This window comes from Pantoea sp. AS142, from assembly GCF_037152305.1.
Lineage (GTDB): Bacteria > Pseudomonadota > Gammaproteobacteria > Enterobacterales > Enterobacteriaceae > Pantoea.
In genome coordinates this window covers 52,510-68,217 of sequence record NZ_JBBCMO010000004.1, presented here as the reverse complement: position 1 = coordinate 68,217, position 15,708 = coordinate 52,510, and the positions used below count along the sequence as shown (strand labels likewise).

Sequence of the window (15,708 nt, the reverse complement as noted above, 5' to 3'; positions counted from 1 at the left end):
AATCCTGCATCGTGAGGGGCTATTTTTCACGATGCTAAGGAGCCGGCATGATTTTCACATTATTACGCCTGGTATTTCGCCTGTTATGGCGGGTCGAACTGCGTGGCGACGTCGCCGAACTGCAAAAGCAGAAGGTATTGATCACGCCGAACCATATGTCATTTCTCGACGGCATGTTGCTGGCGCTTTTTTTGCCTGTTAAGCCGGTGTTTGCCGTCTATTCGACCATCAGCGAAAGCTGGTTTATGCGTCTGGTTAAACCCTTTATCGACTTTGTGCCGCTGGATCCGACGCGGCCCATGGCGCTGAAGCAGTTGGTCAGGCTGATCGACAGTGGCCGCCCGGTGGTGATCTTCCCGGAAGGACGGATCACCGTCACCGGATCGCTGATGAAGATCTACAGCGGGGCGGGTTTTGTCGCGGCGCGTTCGGGCGCTAACGTGGTGCCGATGCGGATTGAAGGCGCAGAGTTCACGCCGTTTGGACGTCTGGCTGGTGTGTTTAAACGTCGCCTGTTCCCGCGCATTACCCTGACCATTCTGCCTGCCACCCGCATTCCCATGCCGGAGGCGAAACGGGCGCGCGATCGGCGCGTGCTGGCTGGTGAGCATCTGCATCACGTGATGATGGAAGCGCGCATGGCGGTGCGTCCGCGTGAAACCCTGTTTGAGGCGTTTCTGGCGGCGCGTACTCGTTATGGCGCGTTTAAGCGCTGCATCGAAGATGTGAATTTTAAACCCGACAGCTACAACGGCCTGCTGAAGAAGTCGCTGGGCGTAGGCCGTATTCTGGAGCGCTACAGCCAGCCGCGTGAAGTGGTAGGGCTGCTATTACCCAATACCACCGTCACGGCGGCGGCGATTTTCGGCGCATCACTGCGCGGCCGCGTTCCGGCGATGCTCAACTACACCGCAGGCGTTAACGGCATGCGGGCGGCGCTGACCGCCGCGCAGATCAAAACCGTCTTCACGTCGCGGCAGTTCCTGGACAAAGGCAATCTGTGGCATCTGCCGCAGGGGCTTGACGACGTGCAGTGGATCTATCTGGAAGACCTGAAAGATACGGTGACGGGAAAGGACAAGCTGTGGATTATCGCGCATCTGCTGATGCCGCATCGCGCGCAGCTGCTCCAGCAGCCGGAAGACGCCGCGATGGTGCTGTTTACTTCCGGCTCTGAAGGCAATCCCAAAGGTGTGGTGCACTCGCATAAAAGCCTGCTGGCGAACGTCGAACAGATCCGCACCATAGCGGACTTCACCCCGCGCGACCGCTTTATGTCGGCGCTGCCGCTATTCCATGCGTTTGGTCTGACCGTCGGGCTGTTTACGCCGCTGATGACCGGCGCTCAGGTCTTCCTCTATCCCAGCCCGCTGCACTATCGCATCGTGCCGGAGTTGGTTTACGACCGTAACTGCACCGTGCTGTTTGGCACCTCAACCTTCCTGGGTAACTACGCACGCTTTGCCGCGCCCTATGATTTCGCCCGCCTGCGCTATGTCGTTGCCGGTGCGGAGAAGCTTCAGGAGAACACCCGTCAGCTTTATATTGATAAGTATGGCATTCGCATTCTCGAAGGCTACGGCGTCACCGAGTGCGCGCCGGTCGTGGCAATCAACGTGCCGATGGCGGCGAAGGCACATACCGTAGGACGCATTCTGCCGGGCATGGATTCGCGGCTGATGTCGATGCCGGGCATTGAGCAGGGCGGACGGCTGCAGCTGCGTGGACCGAACGTGATGAAAGGCTATCTGCGGGTTGAGAACCCTGGCGTGCTGGAAGCGCCGGTCGCCGACGATGGCGAAGGCAATCAGGAAGCGGGCTGGTATGACACCGGTGATATTGTCAGCTTCGATGAGGGCGGTTTCTGCCAGATTCAGGGGCGTGCCAAACGCTTTGCGAAGATTGCCGGTGAGATGGTGTCGCTGGAGATCGTTGAGCAGATCGCCCTGAAGGCGTCGCCGGACAAACACCATGCCGCTTCGCTGCGCCCGGATGGTCAGCGCGGTGAAGCGCTGGTGCTGTTCACCACCGATAACGAACTGGCGCGCGACCGACTGCAGAAAGCGGCCCGTGAGCTGGGTGCGCCAGAACTGGCACTGCCGCGTGATATCCGGGTGATGAAGGCGTTGCCGCAGCTGGGCAGCGGTAAACCCGATTACGTGACGCTGAAAAAAATGGCGGAAGAGGAGCAGGCATGAGCCTTGATCGTAATGCACCGTTGATGTCACGCGGCATGATCGCCGTGATTATCGCCCAGTTCTTTTCGGCCTTCGGCGATAACGCGCTGCTGTTTGCCACGCTGGCCGTGCTGAAAAGTCAGTACTATCCCGAGTGGAGTCAGCCGGTGCTGCAGATGCTATTTGTCGCGGCCTACATTCTGCTGGCGCCCTTTGTCGGGCAGGTGGCGGACAGCATGGCGAAAGGGCGGGTGATGATGCTCGCCAACAGCCTGAAGCTGCTGGGCGCACTGGTGATCTGCTTCGGCTTTAATCCCTTCCTGGGTTATACCCTGGTGGGTGCGGGCGCAGCGGCCTACTCTCCAGCGAAGTATGGCATCCTCGGTGAAATTACCCACGGCGAGAAGCTGGTAAAAGCTAACGGGCTGATGGAGGCATCGACCATCGCCGCCATTCTGCTCGGCTCGGTGGCGGGCGGTATGCTGGCTGACTGGCATCTGCTGGCGGCGTTGGTGATCTGTGCGCTGACCTACGGCATCGCGGTGGTGGCTAACCTGTTCATCCCAAAACTGCAGGCGGCACGTCCTGGTCAGAGCTGGCAGTTCGGCGTGATGGTGCGCCGCTTTTTCAGCGCCGCCACGCTGCTGTGGCGCGACGCAGAGACGCGCTTCTCGCTGCTCGGCACCAGCCTGTTCTGGGGCGCAGGCGTGACGCTGCGTTTCCTGCTGGTGCTGTGGGTGCCGGTGGCGCTGGGCATCAGTGACAACACAACCCCCACCACCCTTAATGCCATGGTCGCGATCGGGATTGTGATGGGGGCCGCGGCGGCCGCGAAGCTGGTGACGCTGGAGACGGTGCGTCGCTGTATGCCCGCCGGTGTGCTGATTGGCGTGATGGTCGTGGTCTTTGCGTTGCAGCATTCCTTGTTGAATGCGTATCTGGTGCTAATGCTGATTGGTGCGCTGGGGGGGTTCTTTGTCGTGCCGCTGAATGCGTTGTTGCAGGCGCGGGGCAAAGAGAGCGTCGGGTCAGGCAATGCGATTGCGGTGCAGAACCTGGGTGAGAACAGCGCCATGCTGATCATGCTGGGGTTCTATACGCTGGCGATCAAGGCGGGTGCGCCTGCGGTGGCGACCGGCGTCGGTTTTGGCGTGCTGTTTGCGCTGGCAATAGCGCTGTTGTGGCTGTGGCGACCGGCTAAACGTTAAGCGATTCACCGCCTCTCTTCGGCATTAGCGGAGAGAGGCGGTGAGAACCCACTTAGCGACGAAGGGCAATCGCTTCGATTTCGATCTTCACATCTTTTGGCAGACGAGCCACCTCGACACAGGAACGCGCCGGAAAGTGAGCCTTATGCTCCGTGAAAAACGCTTCATAGGTCGCGTTGACCGTGGCGAAATCATTTAAGTCCTTCACGAACACCGTGGTCTTTACGATGTCACCGACCTTCAGGCCCGCCGCTTCCACAATCGCCTTCACATTTTCCAGTGACTGACGCGCCTGTGCGGCAACGTCATCCGCCACCTGGCCGGTCGCCGGATCGACCGGAATCTGACCCGAGGTGATGATCATGCTGCCCAGATCGACTCCCTGAACATAGGGACCGATAGCGGCAGGGGCTTTTTCAGTACTGATTTCACGAGACATCATTGCTCCTTTGATTATGTCGTCAGGCGGCGATGCCGCCAGTGCTGCCCATTATAAGATCGGGCAGGGCGATTACCAGTGACCCAGCACCACATGGCGAGCGAACTCTTTTTCGCAATATTTGCACTTCAGATGTACATCGTCGGCGCGCTGCTTAACGGCAAAGCTGGAGAAGACCGGCTCGCTGCGGCTGATGCAATTGCTGTTGGGGCAGGTCAGCACCCGTTCAACGTGATCCGGCAGTGTTGGGGCGATCTTTGCCACCACTTCATAGTCGTCGATGCGATTAACCGTAGCATGGGGCGCATAGACCGCCAGCTGATTCACCTGGTCGTCAGTGAGAAAGGTGTTCTCAATTTTGATCAGATCTTTGCGGCCCATCTCCCCCGAGGGCAGATTCAGGCCAATGGTAATGCGCTGATCGGTTTCAGTCAGCCGGAACAGGGAGAGCAATTTAAAACCGATCTGCGCCGGAATATGGTCGATGACCGTGCCGCGTTTGATCGCTTCGACCTGCAATTTGTTGTCTTGCGTCATGGGGGAATCTCCTTACAGGGCGAGTTCGCTGTTTAAAACCAGTGCCAGCAGAGCCTGGCGCGCATAGATGCCGTTACCTGCCTGCTGAAAATACCAGGCGTATGGGGTTTTATCGACATCGGTGGTGATCTCGTCGATGCGCGGCAGTGGGTGCAGCACTTTCATGTTGTCGCGCGCCGTATTGAGATCGGCAGCGCGCAGAATGAACTGCGCTTTGACGTTGGCATATTCTGACGGATCGAGCCGCTCTTTCTGCACCCGCGTCATGTAGAGGATATCGAGCTGCGGCATCACCTCTTCAAAGCTGTCGTGACGTGACCAGGCGATATTCTTCTCATCCAGCATGTCGGTGATATAAGCCGGCATCGCCAGCGCATCGGGCGCGATAAAGAAGAAGCGGTTGCCATCAAATTTCGCCAGCGCCTGCGTCAGCGAGTGCACGGTTCGGCCATACTTCAGGTCGCCGACCATCGCCACATTCAGCTGATTAAGACGACTTTGCGTCTCCTGAATAGTGAAGAGATCGAGCAGCGTCTGGGTCGGATGTTGGTTCGCGCCGTCACCGGCGTTGAGAATCGGGATGCCGCCGGAGAACCCGGTCGCCAGTCTCGCGGCGCCTTCCTGCGGGTGACGCATCACGATCGCATCAACGTAGGTGCTGATCACTGAAAGGGTGTCGGCCAGAGTCTCGCCTTTTTTGCCCAGCGAAGTATTACTGCCGTCAGCAAAGCCCACCACTGACGCGCCAAGGCGATGGATCGCGGTTTCAAACGAGAGGCGAGTCCGGGTCGACGCCTCAAAGAAGCAGCTGGCGATAACCTTGTGCTTCAGCAGTTCCGGCTGCGGGCAGGCTTTGAGTTTTGCGGCGGTGTGCAGCGCCAGTTCCAGCTCTTCACGACTGAGGTCGTTGATTGAAATAATGTGCTTGCGATATAGCGGGTTAGCCATAGCTGTCTCCTCTGCGCGGCCGGATTGCGGACAAAAAAAAGCCCCTGCTTAAGGGGCTTTTTTATGATCGGGTCGATGACCGAAAGAAACAGCAGCACCGCCTGCGGTCAGGCGTGATTGAGCATCAAATTGTCCGCTGTGCTGTAGCATATTTCCTCCGGCAAATTGGGCCGCATTATACCCGTTCGCGGTAGTGCAGCAAGAGGAAAACGTTTGCGGCTGCTTTGACGATAAGCGCCCGGCAGTGGTCGGGCGGACAAACAGCCCGGCACCAGCGAACGCTGTTGAGTGAGATCGGTTCAACGAGACCCGTCACTCAGCGCTGGCCCAGCGTGGCCACCATCACCGCTTTGATCGTGTGCATGCGGTTCTCCGCCTGGTCGAACACAATGCTGTGCGGCGACTCAAACACCTCGTTGCTTACCTCCATACCGTTGGGCAGATCGTACTGTTCTGCCATCTGCTGGCCCAGTGTGGTCTGGTCGTCGTGGAAGGCGGGCAGGCAGTGCAGGAATTTAACCTGCGGGTTGCCGGTCAGATCGAGCATCGCCCGGTTGACCTGATAGTCACGCAGCAGGGCAATACGCTCAGCCCACACTGCTTTGTCTTCGCCCATCGACACCCAGACATCGGTGTAGATAAAGTCAGCGCCTTTCACGCCGTCGGCAATATTTTCAGTGAGGGTGATTTCCCCGCCGGTCTGCTGCGCGGCGTCACGGCAATGTGCCACCAGTTCTTCCTCTGGCCAGCAGCTCTTTGGTGCCACCAGACGCAGATCCAGCCCTGCCATTGCCGCGGCTTCCAGCATGGTGTTACCCATGTTGTTGCGTGCATCGCCGACGTAGACCAGCGTCATCTCGCTGAGTTTTTTGCCTGGCAGATGCTCCTGCATAGTCAGCAGATCGGCCAGCAGTTGAGTGGGATGAAACTCAGTGGTCAGGCCGTTCCACACCGGTACACCGGCATGTTCCGCCAGCGTTTCCACCAGTTCCTGGCCGTAACCGCGATACTGAATGCCATCGTACATTCGGCCCAGCACTCGTGCTGTGTCGCGCATCGACTCTTTATGGCCGATCTGACTGCCACTCGGGCCAAGATAAGTGACGTTCGCACCCTGGTCATAAGCGGCAACTTCGAAAGAGCATCGGGTACGGGTCGAGTCTTTTTCGAAGATGAGCGCAATGTTTTTACCTTTCAGATACTGTACTTCGCTGGCGCTCTTTTTGGCCTGTTTTAATTCAGCAGAAAGGGTGAGCAGGTGATTAATTTCGGCGGGGGTAAAATCCAGAAGCCTGAGGAAATGACGCTGATAAAGCTGACTCATACAACACTCCGGTAATCATTAAAGTGAATTAAAATTCAATTTAACCGTATGAATATGCATTTTCAAGTGTGGGGGCTAATAAACTTTTTGTTTTGTGTAGTGGCGCGACAGGCAGTGTGGGAAAATAATTGTTTATTGCCGAACTCAGAGAGGACATCGTCATGGCATATGAAGCATTACTGGAAGAGCAGCAGGAAGAGACACGGCAGATTATCGAAGAGCTGCTGGAGGATGGCAGCGATCCTGAAGCGCTCTATACCATTGAGCACCATCTCTCATGCAATAATTTTGATTCACTGGAAAAAGCCGCTGTTGATGCGTTCAAGCTGGGTTATGAAGTCACCGAGCCGGAAGAGCTGGAGCTGGAAGATGGCACCACCGTCATGTGCGTCGACATCATCAGTGAATCCGCGCTGAAGTCTGAACTGATCGATGTGCAGGTTGAGCAACTGGTGAACCTGATTGGTAAATACAACGTGGATTACGACGGCTGGGGCACCTACTTTGAAGACCCCGATGCCGAAGATGAAGATGATGAAGATGCCATCGACGAAGAAGATGATGGCATTCGCCACTAAGTAGCCGGGGCGGAGAGTTCTCCGCCTGTCACCTCAGCCACTTATTTTGACATCATGAACTACGCACCCTTACTTGAACCGATCTATCAGTTTCTGCGCTGCCGCACGCCACAAGCCTGGATTGATGAGGCGCGCAAGCCGGAAAATCTGACTCTTCTGTTAACCGATCATCTGGTATGCGAGCTGAAAGCCGCTCAGACTGCGGTGTGGTTGATCCGCAAATATGTTGCTGACAAACCCAGCGGCGACGCCATTCTGGCATGGCTGAAACCCTATGAAGATTTTATCTTCCGCGAAGATGGCGACAGCGACTTTATCAACGCCCATAAGAACCTGACGAAACGTATCATCATGCGCAATGCGATGCCGTGGGCGGATGAACTGGTGGAGAAGATGGTGCTGCTGATTAAAGAGGAGCTGCATCATTTCTATCAGGTGTGGGAGATTATGCAGTCGCGCGGGTTGGTCTATCAGAAGATCACCTCCAGCCGCTATGCCAAATCGCTGCTGCGCGAAGTCACGACTCATGAGCCGGAAACGCTGGTAGATAAGCTGATTTGTGGCGCTTACATTGAGGCGCGCTCCTGTGAGCGTTTCGCCAGTCTGGCGCCCTATCTTGATGATGAACTGGCGAAGTTCTATCTGTCGCTGCTGCGCTCCGAGGCGCGGCATTATCAGGACTATCTGACTCTGGCAGCGCAGATTTCCACCAAAGATATCGCGCCACGGGTGCAGGCGATTGGGGTAACAGAAGGGCGGTTAATCAGCGAACCCGACAGCGAATTACGCTTTCACAGCGGCATACCGGCATTTTGATAATAGTCAACACGGCCGCTCTTCTGGCGGTCGTTACTGTTTTAAATTGAATCGGGTTGATTTAGTTAATAACAAAAAGACAAACGTTAATTATCAATTTAATACGTATTAGTTACTTTTGCGGGATATTATTTGAGTCATCCCTCACAGAATGTTTTTTCTCTTCTTTTTTTTCTCTGAGGGATAAGTATAGTAGCCGTTGCCAAACCAGGGTTGTTATTATTTTAAGCAAAACCTGATTCATAATTCCTCTTTGCCAGAGAGGAATTATGAATCAGGTTTTTTTTTGCTCTGTCCACCGATGGGAAGAGGCCAGCCACCTTATTCCTGACGGTCAGTTTTATTAACAAGTATTTAATGGAAGGGGTAATAAAATGAGGGAAAAGATCTATATTCTGTTATTTATTCCACTGCTTTTACCGCCGCCTCTGGCATGGGCTGACTATTCCGACGCATTTTCACGTTCTGACAATGCTTTCCTGCACGATGCGCAGTTAGAGCTGAAGCTGCGTAATCACTGGAAGTATCTCAAAGAAAATGAAGCGCAGCCTAAAGCCGTTCATAACGCCTGGGGACAAGCAGCAAGCCTGAATTTTCGTTCCGGTTATCTGTGGGACTGGCTGGGTTTCGATGCAACCTACATCCGTGCGATTAGGCTCGGGGCCAGCGATAACTTTGCATCACGCGGCCTGCTTTATGACAGCGGCGGCAACCGGAAAAAAGCTGACGCTCACGGCTTTAGCAAGTTTGGTCAGCACTATCTGAAAATGAAGCTGGGTGACGAACAGGCTGGAATCGAGGTGAAAGCGGGCTGGCAGGAGTTAAAAAACGTCGGCGTTCTGACCACCACTGATCGCCTTTCACGAAACAGTTACTCAGGCTATAGCGGCTCGTTGAACGGGGAGAACGTACGGCTGGATTTAGCTTACGTGACCAAAACGCTTCGCCACGACTCGCCGGATAGGCTTGCCCTGCAAACCCAGGACCAACGGACAATTGCTGCGGTTTATACGGGCGCACTGAGCTATAAAGGTGACCGTGGACGGCTCGCCTACGCATTTGGCGAGGCGAAAGCCTATCAGCAGCGTCACGTTATCGAAGCGAATTACTCCCTCTCTCCGCACTGGCGTTTGTCCTCTCAAATCTATGGCAGTCAGGGGCTGGAAAATTATAAAAGCATGGCCGCCAGCAAAAGATCATTCGATGATCATGCGTGGCACTATGTTGGCGAAGCAGACTGGATTAACAACGGATGGACACAAAAATTCGCTGCTGCCTGGACCTCGGCGCCCAAACAGAATGCGGTGGGATATTATGCGCGCCCGCTGACAAAAAATAGTCGCGGGCGTTTTAACTCACTTACCTCTGCCGGAAAAGATTATACCCGTGATAAAGAACTGGCGCTGGTGTCGCAGACTGAGTTTGAAATTGCAAAAGGTATTTTTAGCGGATTTCAGATCAACTATGGACAGTTTAATTACCGAAATAAGCCTATACGTTCGGGAGAAATTGCGCTCATAAACCGCTTTATCGAACCCCATCCCGCCCTGAAAAATCTGTCGGTTTTTACGCTATTTGGTTATGGCTGGTCATACAAGAATAATAAAGAAACGCCGCTTTTTAATGCGCAGGGAAATGCTATGCGCTCTCCCTCTCTTTCGGCCGAGATCGCATTTGAGTATAAATTAAATCTGTTCAAATAAGGAAAATAGGATGAAGAGAATCTTGAAAGTGTTGGTGATTTTTGTCGTGATAGGGACGGGTGCAGTTGAAGCTTTCGCTGCCGATGTAACTCTGTTTGTTACGCGGCATGGTAAAACGATGTTTAACACGGTTCAGCGCGTGCAGGGATGGGCAGATACGCCGCTAACGCCAGCGGGCATGGAGGTGGCGGAAAAGCTGGGACGCGGCCTGCAGACAGTGCCCTTTATCGCCGTCTGGTCCAGCGATGCTGGCAGAGCGAGACAAACCGCGCAGCTGGTCATGCACGAATGGAAAACACCGCTACCGTTAAACGAACTCACAGGGCTGCGGGAAGTTGGCTTTGGACTGTATGAGGGCGATTTGGATAAGAATATGTGGGACGCCGCCGCCAGGCAGGTCAGTTTTGCATCCGCTACGGCGCTAATGAAGGCATTTGCCGAAGGTAAGATTCATATCGACCGGATGATAGACGCTATCCGCCAGGCGGAAGCGTCTGGCACATCGTCACTTGAAGGCATTAAATCAACAGGGATGGCCGAAAGCTATCAGCAGGTGGCGAAGCGAATGGTGGAGAGCCTGACCCAAATAGCGCAGCAGGCCCGGCAGAAGGGCGGCGGTAACGTTTTGGTCGTCACGCACGGCATGGCGATTACAGCGCTATTGCAAGCGCTTGGCGATACGTCGTTAAACCAGCCGCTGCACAATGCTAGCGTGACACTGCTGCGTTACACTGATAGCGGAGAGTTCGTGATTGAGTCCATCAACGACATGCGTTACGTCGAGCGAGGCTTATAGCGATCTCAACATACGCACTTCACAGTCTGTATGGCCTGTGCAGCCTAGTGGGCTATCGATCAGCTCAAAGCCCAGGGACTCATAAAGTTTGATGGCGCGCGTCAGGCTGCTGGTGGTTTCCAGATAGCAGCGGCGGAAGCCACGCTGGCGCGCATGTTCCATCGCTCTTAACGCCAGTTCGCGCGCCACACCGAAGCCGCGCACGTCTGGCAGAAAATACATTTTTTGTAGCTCGCAGATATCGGGTGCGCTACAGGCGAGTGGGGCAACGCCGCCGCCGCCCGACACTTTACCCTGATGCTCCACAATCCAGTAAGCGCTGTGCTCGGCGCTGTACAATTCAAACAGGTGGTCGAGCTGCGGATCGGATACGGTGTATCCCTTATCAGCCGTTAGGCCAAACTCCGCCGAAACGTCGCGGATGACCTGGGCGATATGCGGATTATCGGCGGCAGTAATCGGCCGCACGATGAGTGAGAGTTGGGTTTCAGAGGTCATGGCAAAATAGCGTGGTTAAAATCGGTTAGACATTCACCAGAAATAGCATTATCGTCGGGCAAAAGCAATTTTGGTTGTGACGCATGGATGCTGACGGCAATGTTTTTCCTTAGCTTTAAAATCATCAAAGGGATTTTTCCTTTATTTATTTTTTTTAGGGTTTATTAATATCTGGGACTAACTGAAATGGATCGGGCAGCTGGATATTTTCCGCAGATCATTAATAATTTTCAGGCGTAGTAGCGGTTTGTAGCGGTATTAATCACATCACTAATATTTTTTAGCGTTTTTTGCATTACGCTACTGATTTCCTCGGCGTTATCATCCCTCTTTTAATAGGCAGAGTAGTAAAAAAACAGGCTAAAGATAAAGTACAACGGAGGATGCTGTACCGCGACAGCATCGGCAGCAGTACTGACAGCGCTCACGCTACTGTCCACTGAGAAAACCCTTTCAATAGGGTAACCTGACTCCCTGTGCCACTCTCTTTGGTGTTTATCGGCTTTTAAACTATCGCTTTAACCGACAACGCCAGCGTCACCATCGCGAACTTATCAGCCGGCGTAAGCTTACCTATATGACGGTCAGGTCTGACAGGCAAGCGTAAATAGGCCTTACGGCTAGCAGAGACGGAAATACATGCCGTTTTCATCCATCCTGTTTTTACCTTATTTTCGCGCACTCTTGCGGGCGTCTCTTTTTTGCCGCTCATTTTTTGCTGCAGGCTGATGTTTATTTTTTCGGGTCGTGATTTTGCTTCAATATGTCGTGATAATGATAATGCAGTTCTTGCTCTCCTGGCGGGCATTGCTCTCGCTCATCACTAATCAAACCAAAGCGCGCTTCGGTATTAAGCCGGTGGCTTTTTCGCCAGCGCTGGTCATTGCCATTTCTATCCTGTTTTCCTTTCAGCTTATACAGATTAATCAGCGCTCGATTGAAATCGTCGGCATGGCTTCCTGGCATCAACAGGCCTTTGGTTTTAAAGCGGAAAGTTTAACTGCCTATTCTTTCCCCAGGCTATCCGGGGCGTGAGCAAAGTATTGGGCGCAGAACGCATGATTGAAGGGAACAGGGCTTTTTTAACGGCGAAACGTATCTGATTTTCCCAAAACGCTCTGGTGCGTTAAGGGAAACAGCCTTAAAAAAACAATGCCTTTACCTGGCAGACCGACGAAAAAGCCAACGCATAACTTGTCAACATGAGCCAGTACTGTCTGCTGGCGAAAAGCGATCAGGTCAGACCCTGGGCCACGCTTGTCACGTTATTGCCCTCGTCGTAGCCTTAAACGGCCAGGTCTTTGCCATTAAAAAACCCCGCGCCGAAGCGCAGGGTTTTCTCAGAGCAGAGCGATCGGTTAATCAGAGCGCTGCAATCACTGCCCGCTGTTCAATCAGTTTTGCTTTTGATTGTTGCAGTTCTGTCACGCGTTCGCGTTCTTTTGCTACCACCGCTTCCGGCGCACGCGAAACAAAGCCTTCGTTCGCCAGCTTGGTCTCGATCTTCTCGATTTCCACATCCAGCTTAACCAGCTCTTTCGCCAGACGCTCCAGCTCGGCGGTTTTATCCACCAGATCCGCCATCGGGATCAGCAGCTCTGCGCCTTCAACCAGTTTGGTCACCGACACCGGGCCTTTCTCACCCGCAGGCAGAATGGTCAGGCTTTCCAGACGCGCCAGGCGCGACAAGAAGTTGCGGTTGGCTTCAACGCGACGCAGCGCCGCAGGGGAGCAATCACGCAGCAACACATCCAGCGGTTTACTCAGCGCGATGTTCATCTCGGCACGGATATTACGCACCGCCACGATCGCCTGCTTCATCCACTCAATGTCCGCTTTCGCTTCGGCATCTTCTTTCGCCGCATCGTAGTGCGGGAAAGGCTGCAGCATAATCGTGTCGTCGCTGATATTTTTCAGCCCCTTCACGCGCTGCCAGATGGTTTCAGTGATAAACGGAATGATCGGATGCGCCAGACGCAGCAGCGCTTCCAGCACCTGAACCAGCGTATGACGCGTACCGCGCAGTTCAGATTCAGTGCCACTGTTCATCACAGGCTTGGTCAGTTCAAGATACCAGTCGCAGAACTGGTTCCAGGTGAAGTCATAAAGCAGGTTAGCCGCGATATCGAAACGGTAGCTATCCAGCGCTTCACGGTACGCTTTCACCGTGGTGTTAAACTCGGTCAGGATCCAGCGATCCGCCAGCGACAGCGTCAGGTCGCCGCCATTCTGTCCGCAATCCTGATCTTCGGTGTTCATCAGCACAAAGCGGCTGGCGTTCCACAGCTTGTTACAGAAGTTGCGATACCCTTCCAGGCGCTTCATATCCCAGTTGATGTCGCGACCGGTTGAAGCCAGCGCCGCCAGGGTGAAACGCAGCGCATCAGTGCCCGATGGCTCGATGCCGTCCGGGAACTGCTTCTCGGTACGTTTGCGAATCTTCTCAGCCAGCTGTGGCTGCATCATGTTGCCGGTGCGTTTTTCCAGCAGCGCTTCCAGCGAAATACCGTCGACCATATCCAGCGGGTCAATCACGTTGCCTTTGGATTTCGACATCTTCTGACCCTCTTCATCGCGGATCAGACCCGTCATGTAGACGGTTTTAAACGGCACCTGCGGTTTGCCGTTTTCATCTTTGATGAAGTGCATGGTCAGCATGATCATGCGGGCAATCCAGAAGAAGATGATGTCGAAGCCGCTGACCAGCACGCTGGTCGGATGGAAGGTGCGCAGCGCTTCGGTGTTTTCCGGCCAGCCCAGGGTGGAGAAGGTCCACAGGCCTGAGGAGAACCAGGTATCCAGCACGTCATCATCCTGACGCAGCGCCACATCGGCGGCCAGGTTATTCTCGGCGCGCACTTCGTCTTCGGTGCGGCCGACGTAGACGTTACCGTTGTCGTCATACCACGCCGGGATGCGGTGACCCCACCAGAGCTGACGGGAGATACACCAGTCCTGAATATCGCGCATCCAGGAGAAGTACATGTTTTCGTACTGCTTCGGTACAAACTGGATGTCGCCGTTTTCAACGGCTTCAACCGCGACTTTCGCCAGCGGTGCGGTACGCACATACCACTGGTCAGTCAGCATCGGCTCGATAACCACGCCGCCACGGTCGCCGTAAGGCACGGTCAGATCGTGGGGTTTGATCTCTTCAAGCAGGCCGAGTTCATCGACAGCGGCAACAATCGCTTTACGCGCCGCGAAGCGTTCCATGTTCTGGAAAGCCGCCGGGATCACATCGGAACAGGCATCGCTGGCTTCGCCATTGGTGTCATACACCTGAGCACGGTCGCGGATATCGCCGTCGAAGGTCAGGATGTTGATCATCGGCAGTTTGTGACGACGACCGACTTCATAGTCGTTGAAGTCATGCGCCGGAGTAATCTTGACGCAGCCGGTGCCTTTTTCCATGTCGGCGTGTTCATCGCCCACGATGGGGATCAGACGCTCTACCAGCGGCAGCATCACAAATTTGCCGATTAGATCTTTATAACGTGGATCTTCCGGGTTAACGGCGATGCCGGTATCACCCAGCAGGGTTTCCGGACGGGTGGTGGCAACGACCAGGTAATCTTTACCGTCGGCAGTTTTTGCGCCGTCAGTCAGCGGATAACGGATATGCCACATTGAGCCTTTGCTCTCGCGGTTTTCCACTTCCAGGTCGGAGATGGCGGTGCGAAGCTTAGGATCCCAGTTCACCAGGCGTTTGCCACGGTAGATCAGGTTCTCTTTATAGAGGCGAACGAACACCTCTTTAACGGCGTTGGAGAGACCCTCGTCCATGGTAAAGCGCTCGCGCTCCCAGTCGACGGAATTGCCCAGACGACGCATCTGGCGGGTAATGGTGCCGCCAGATTCTGCTTTCCACTGCCAGATTTTGTCGATGAACGCATCGCGGCCATAGTCCTGGCGCGTTTTGCCCTCTTCAGCCGCAATCTTGCGCTCAACTACCATCTGCGTGGCGATGCCCGCGTGGTCAGTACCGGCCTGCCACAGGGTATTTTTCCCCTGCATGCGCTGGTAACGGATCATGGTATCCATGATGGTTTGCTGGAAGGCGTGACCCATGTGCAAGCTACCGGTGACGTTCGGCGGCGGGATCATGATGCAAAAGCTTTCCTGGCGGGTGTCGCCATTAGGTTTGAAGTAGCCCTGCTTTTCCCAATGCTCGTAAAGCGGCTGCTCGATATCTTGCGGGTTATATGTCTTTTCCATTTCTGCTATGTCGTTTGCGGCTGTGGTGGCGCTGCCGTATTCAATTGGAATCCAACGCTGCGATACGCTTTGTAGCGGTCGCGCGCCAGTTGTTTGAGAGCGTCCTCGTAAGGAACGAAGTCTATCACTTCATGGAAAGCAGTAGCAAAATCTGCGAAGTGGGGCAGCAGGCTAATCAGCAGGTCACGTTGGGAACTGCCGCGACGCTGTGGCCAGGCCAGCTCGACCGGCGCACCGTAGCGCGGGCCTTCGCCCGCCAGGTTGTGCGGCACGAAGGCGTTTGCCGGTCGTTGCCACAGCGCTTCGTCGAGACGAATGGCTTGCTGTTCATCTTCGCAGGCAATCAATACTCGCTTTCCGGCCCGCCAGCGTGTTTCCGCCAGATTGCACACCAGCGCTTCAATGGCGCTAAGGCCATCGCTCGGGGCATCGGTTTCCAGCACGTAGAAGGTTGCGTTTTTCATCG

At 54.7% G+C, this 15,708-nt stretch carries 15 protein-coding genes; 7 read left to right on the top strand and 8 right to left on the bottom strand.

What is annotated here, in order from left to right; translation table 11 throughout:
* Positions 1 to 47 precede the first annotated feature (47 nt).
* Together aas and lplT are read left to right on the top strand one after the other, a co-directional pair.
* Complete coding sequence (gene aas, locus WFO64_RS09770; protein ID WP_337011170.1) at positions 48 to 2,198, top strand: bifunctional acyl-ACP--phospholipid O-acyltransferase/long-chain-fatty-acid--ACP ligase; 2,151 nt, start codon at positions 48 to 50, stop codon at positions 2,196 to 2,198.
* The gene (gene lplT / locus WFO64_RS09765) at positions 2,195 to 3,385 is read left to right on the top strand and encodes a lysophospholipid transporter LplT (RefSeq protein WP_337011168.1); all 1,191 of its coding nucleotides are present in this window, start codon (positions 2,195 to 2,197) and stop codon (positions 3,383 to 3,385) included. Before aas ends, lplT begins: the two co-directional genes overlap by 4 nt.
* A gap of 52 nt (positions 3,386 to 3,437) precedes the next feature.
* Here the strand turns inward: lplT and ridA are convergent, their stop codons facing one another.
* From ridA to argF, 4 genes are all read right to left on the bottom strand, one after another.
* Positions 3,438 to 3,824, bottom strand: coding sequence for a 2-iminobutanoate/2-iminopropanoate deaminase (ridA, locus tag WFO64_RS09760; RefSeq protein WP_337011513.1), 387 nt, complete (start codon positions 3,822 to 3,824; stop codon positions 3,438 to 3,440).
* Between the two features lie 72 nt (positions 3,825 to 3,896).
* Entirely contained in the window at positions 3,897 to 4,361 is a 465-nt protein-coding gene (pyrI, locus tag WFO64_RS09755) for an aspartate carbamoyltransferase regulatory subunit (protein WP_010251684.1), read from the bottom strand.
* Between the two features lie 12 nt (positions 4,362 to 4,373).
* A complete protein-coding gene (gene pyrB, locus WFO64_RS09750; RefSeq protein WP_337011166.1) occupies positions 4,374 to 5,309 on the bottom strand; it encodes an aspartate carbamoyltransferase in 936 nt (311 codons plus the stop codon).
* Positions 5,310 to 5,625: 316 nt separating this feature from the next.
* Positions 5,626 to 6,633 (bottom strand): ornithine carbamoyltransferase, encoded by a 1,008-nt coding sequence (argF, locus tag WFO64_RS09745; protein ID WP_337011164.1) that lies wholly within the window; start codon positions 6,631 to 6,633, stop codon positions 5,626 to 5,628.
* Positions 6,634 to 6,794: 161 nt separating this feature from the next.
* Between argF and rraB the strand changes: the two genes are divergently transcribed.
* The 4 genes from rraB to WFO64_RS09725 all read left to right on the top strand — a co-directional run bounded on the left by rraB (position 6,795) and on the right by WFO64_RS09725 (position 10,526).
* The gene (gene rraB / locus WFO64_RS09740; RefSeq protein WP_337011162.1) at positions 6,795 to 7,211 is read left to right on the top strand and encodes a ribonuclease E inhibitor RraB; all 417 of its coding nucleotides are present in this window, start codon (positions 6,795 to 6,797) and stop codon (positions 7,209 to 7,211) included.
* Positions 7,212 to 7,265: 54 nt separating this feature from the next.
* On the top strand, positions 7,266 to 8,027 hold the full coding sequence (gene miaE, locus WFO64_RS09735; RefSeq protein WP_337011160.1) for a tRNA isopentenyl-2-thiomethyl-A-37 hydroxylase MiaE: 762 nt from the start codon (positions 7,266 to 7,268) through the stop codon (positions 8,025 to 8,027).
* A 374-nt stretch (positions 8,028 to 8,401) separates the two neighbouring features.
* A complete protein-coding gene (locus tag WFO64_RS09730; RefSeq protein WP_337011158.1) occupies positions 8,402 to 9,730 on the top strand; it encodes an OprD family outer membrane porin in 1,329 nt (442 codons plus the stop codon).
* A 10-nt stretch (positions 9,731 to 9,740) separates the two neighbouring features.
* Complete coding sequence (locus WFO64_RS09725) at positions 9,741 to 10,526, top strand: histidine phosphatase family protein (protein WP_337011156.1); 786 nt, start codon at positions 9,741 to 9,743, stop codon at positions 10,524 to 10,526.
* On the opposite strand, the gene WFO64_RS09720 is transcribed toward WFO64_RS09725, so the two are convergent.
* Positions 10,521 to 11,024 (bottom strand): GNAT family N-acetyltransferase, encoded by a 504-nt coding sequence (locus WFO64_RS09720; protein ID WP_337011155.1) that lies wholly within the window; start codon positions 11,022 to 11,024, stop codon positions 10,521 to 10,523. The two genes, WFO64_RS09725 and WFO64_RS09720, sit on opposite strands and share 6 nt — an antisense overlap.
* 505 nt (positions 11,025 to 11,529) lie before the next feature.
* Complete coding sequence (locus WFO64_RS09715) at positions 11,530 to 11,736, bottom strand: hypothetical protein (protein WP_337011153.1); 207 nt, start codon at positions 11,734 to 11,736, stop codon at positions 11,530 to 11,532.
* A 68-nt stretch (positions 11,737 to 11,804) separates the two neighbouring features.
* Here WFO64_RS09715 and WFO64_RS09710 point away from each other — a divergent pair, with 68 nt between their 5' ends.
* Positions 11,805 to 12,059, top strand: a complete 255-nt coding sequence (locus tag WFO64_RS09710) for a hypothetical protein (protein ID WP_337011150.1) — start codon at positions 11,805 to 11,807, stop codon at positions 12,057 to 12,059.
* Positions 12,060 to 12,386: 327 nt separating this feature from the next.
* On the opposite strand, the gene WFO64_RS09705 is transcribed toward WFO64_RS09710, so the two are convergent.
* Positions 12,387 to 15,242 carry a valine--tRNA ligase gene (locus WFO64_RS09705; protein WP_337011148.1) on the bottom strand — a complete coding sequence of 952 codons (2,856 nt, stop codon included), beginning with the start codon at positions 15,240 to 15,242 and terminating at the stop codon, positions 12,387 to 12,389.
* Positions 15,243 to 15,247: 5 nt separating this feature from the next.
* Positions 15,248 to 15,706, bottom strand: coding sequence for a DNA polymerase III subunit chi (locus WFO64_RS09700; RefSeq protein ID WP_337011146.1), 459 nt, complete (start codon positions 15,704 to 15,706; stop codon positions 15,248 to 15,250).
* Between the last annotated feature and the right edge of the window lie 2 nt (positions 15,707 to 15,708).

What these genes read in the sequence shown, in the direction of transcription:
- aas (WP_337011170.1), top strand. Translation starts at nt 48, where the DNA reads ATGATTTTCACATTATTACGCCTGGTATTTCGCCTGTTATGGCGGGTC.
- lplT (WP_337011168.1), top strand. Translation starts at nt 2,195, where the DNA reads ATGAGCCTTGATCGTAATGCACCGTTGATGTCACGCGGCATGATCGCC.
- ridA (WP_337011513.1), bottom strand. Translation starts at nt 3,824, where the DNA reads ATGTCTCGTGAAATCAGTACTGAAAAAGCCCCTGCCGCTATCGGTCCC.
- pyrI (WP_010251684.1), bottom strand. Translation starts at nt 4,361, where the DNA reads ATGACGCAAGACAACAAATTGCAGGTCGAAGCGATCAAACGCGGCACG.
- pyrB (WP_337011166.1), bottom strand. Translation starts at nt 5,309, where the DNA reads ATGGCTAACCCGCTATATCGCAAGCACATTATTTCAATCAACGACCTC.
- argF (WP_337011164.1), bottom strand. Translation starts at nt 6,633, where the DNA reads ATGAGTCAGCTTTATCAGCGTCATTTCCTCAGGCTTCTGGATTTTACC.
- rraB (WP_337011162.1), top strand. Translation starts at nt 6,795, where the DNA reads ATGGCATATGAAGCATTACTGGAAGAGCAGCAGGAAGAGACACGGCAG.
- miaE (WP_337011160.1), top strand. Translation starts at nt 7,266, where the DNA reads ATGAACTACGCACCCTTACTTGAACCGATCTATCAGTTTCTGCGCTGC.
- WFO64_RS09730 (WP_337011158.1), top strand. Translation starts at nt 8,402, where the DNA reads ATGAGGGAAAAGATCTATATTCTGTTATTTATTCCACTGCTTTTACCG.
- WFO64_RS09725 (WP_337011156.1), top strand. Translation starts at nt 9,741, where the DNA reads ATGAAGAGAATCTTGAAAGTGTTGGTGATTTTTGTCGTGATAGGGACG.
- WFO64_RS09720 (WP_337011155.1), bottom strand. Translation starts at nt 11,024, where the DNA reads ATGACCTCTGAAACCCAACTCTCACTCATCGTGCGGCCGATTACTGCC.
- WFO64_RS09715 (WP_337011153.1), bottom strand. Translation starts at nt 11,736, where the DNA reads ATGAGCGGCAAAAAAGAGACGCCCGCAAGAGTGCGCGAAAATAAGGTA.
- WFO64_RS09710 (WP_337011150.1), top strand. Translation starts at nt 11,805, where the DNA reads ATGCAGTTCTTGCTCTCCTGGCGGGCATTGCTCTCGCTCATCACTAAT.
- WFO64_RS09705 (WP_337011148.1), bottom strand. Translation starts at nt 15,242, where the DNA reads ATGGAAAAGACATATAACCCGCAAGATATCGAGCAGCCGCTTTACGAG.
- WFO64_RS09700 (WP_337011146.1), bottom strand. Translation starts at nt 15,706, where the DNA reads ATGAAAAACGCAACCTTCTACGTGCTGGAAACCGATGCCCCGAGCGAT.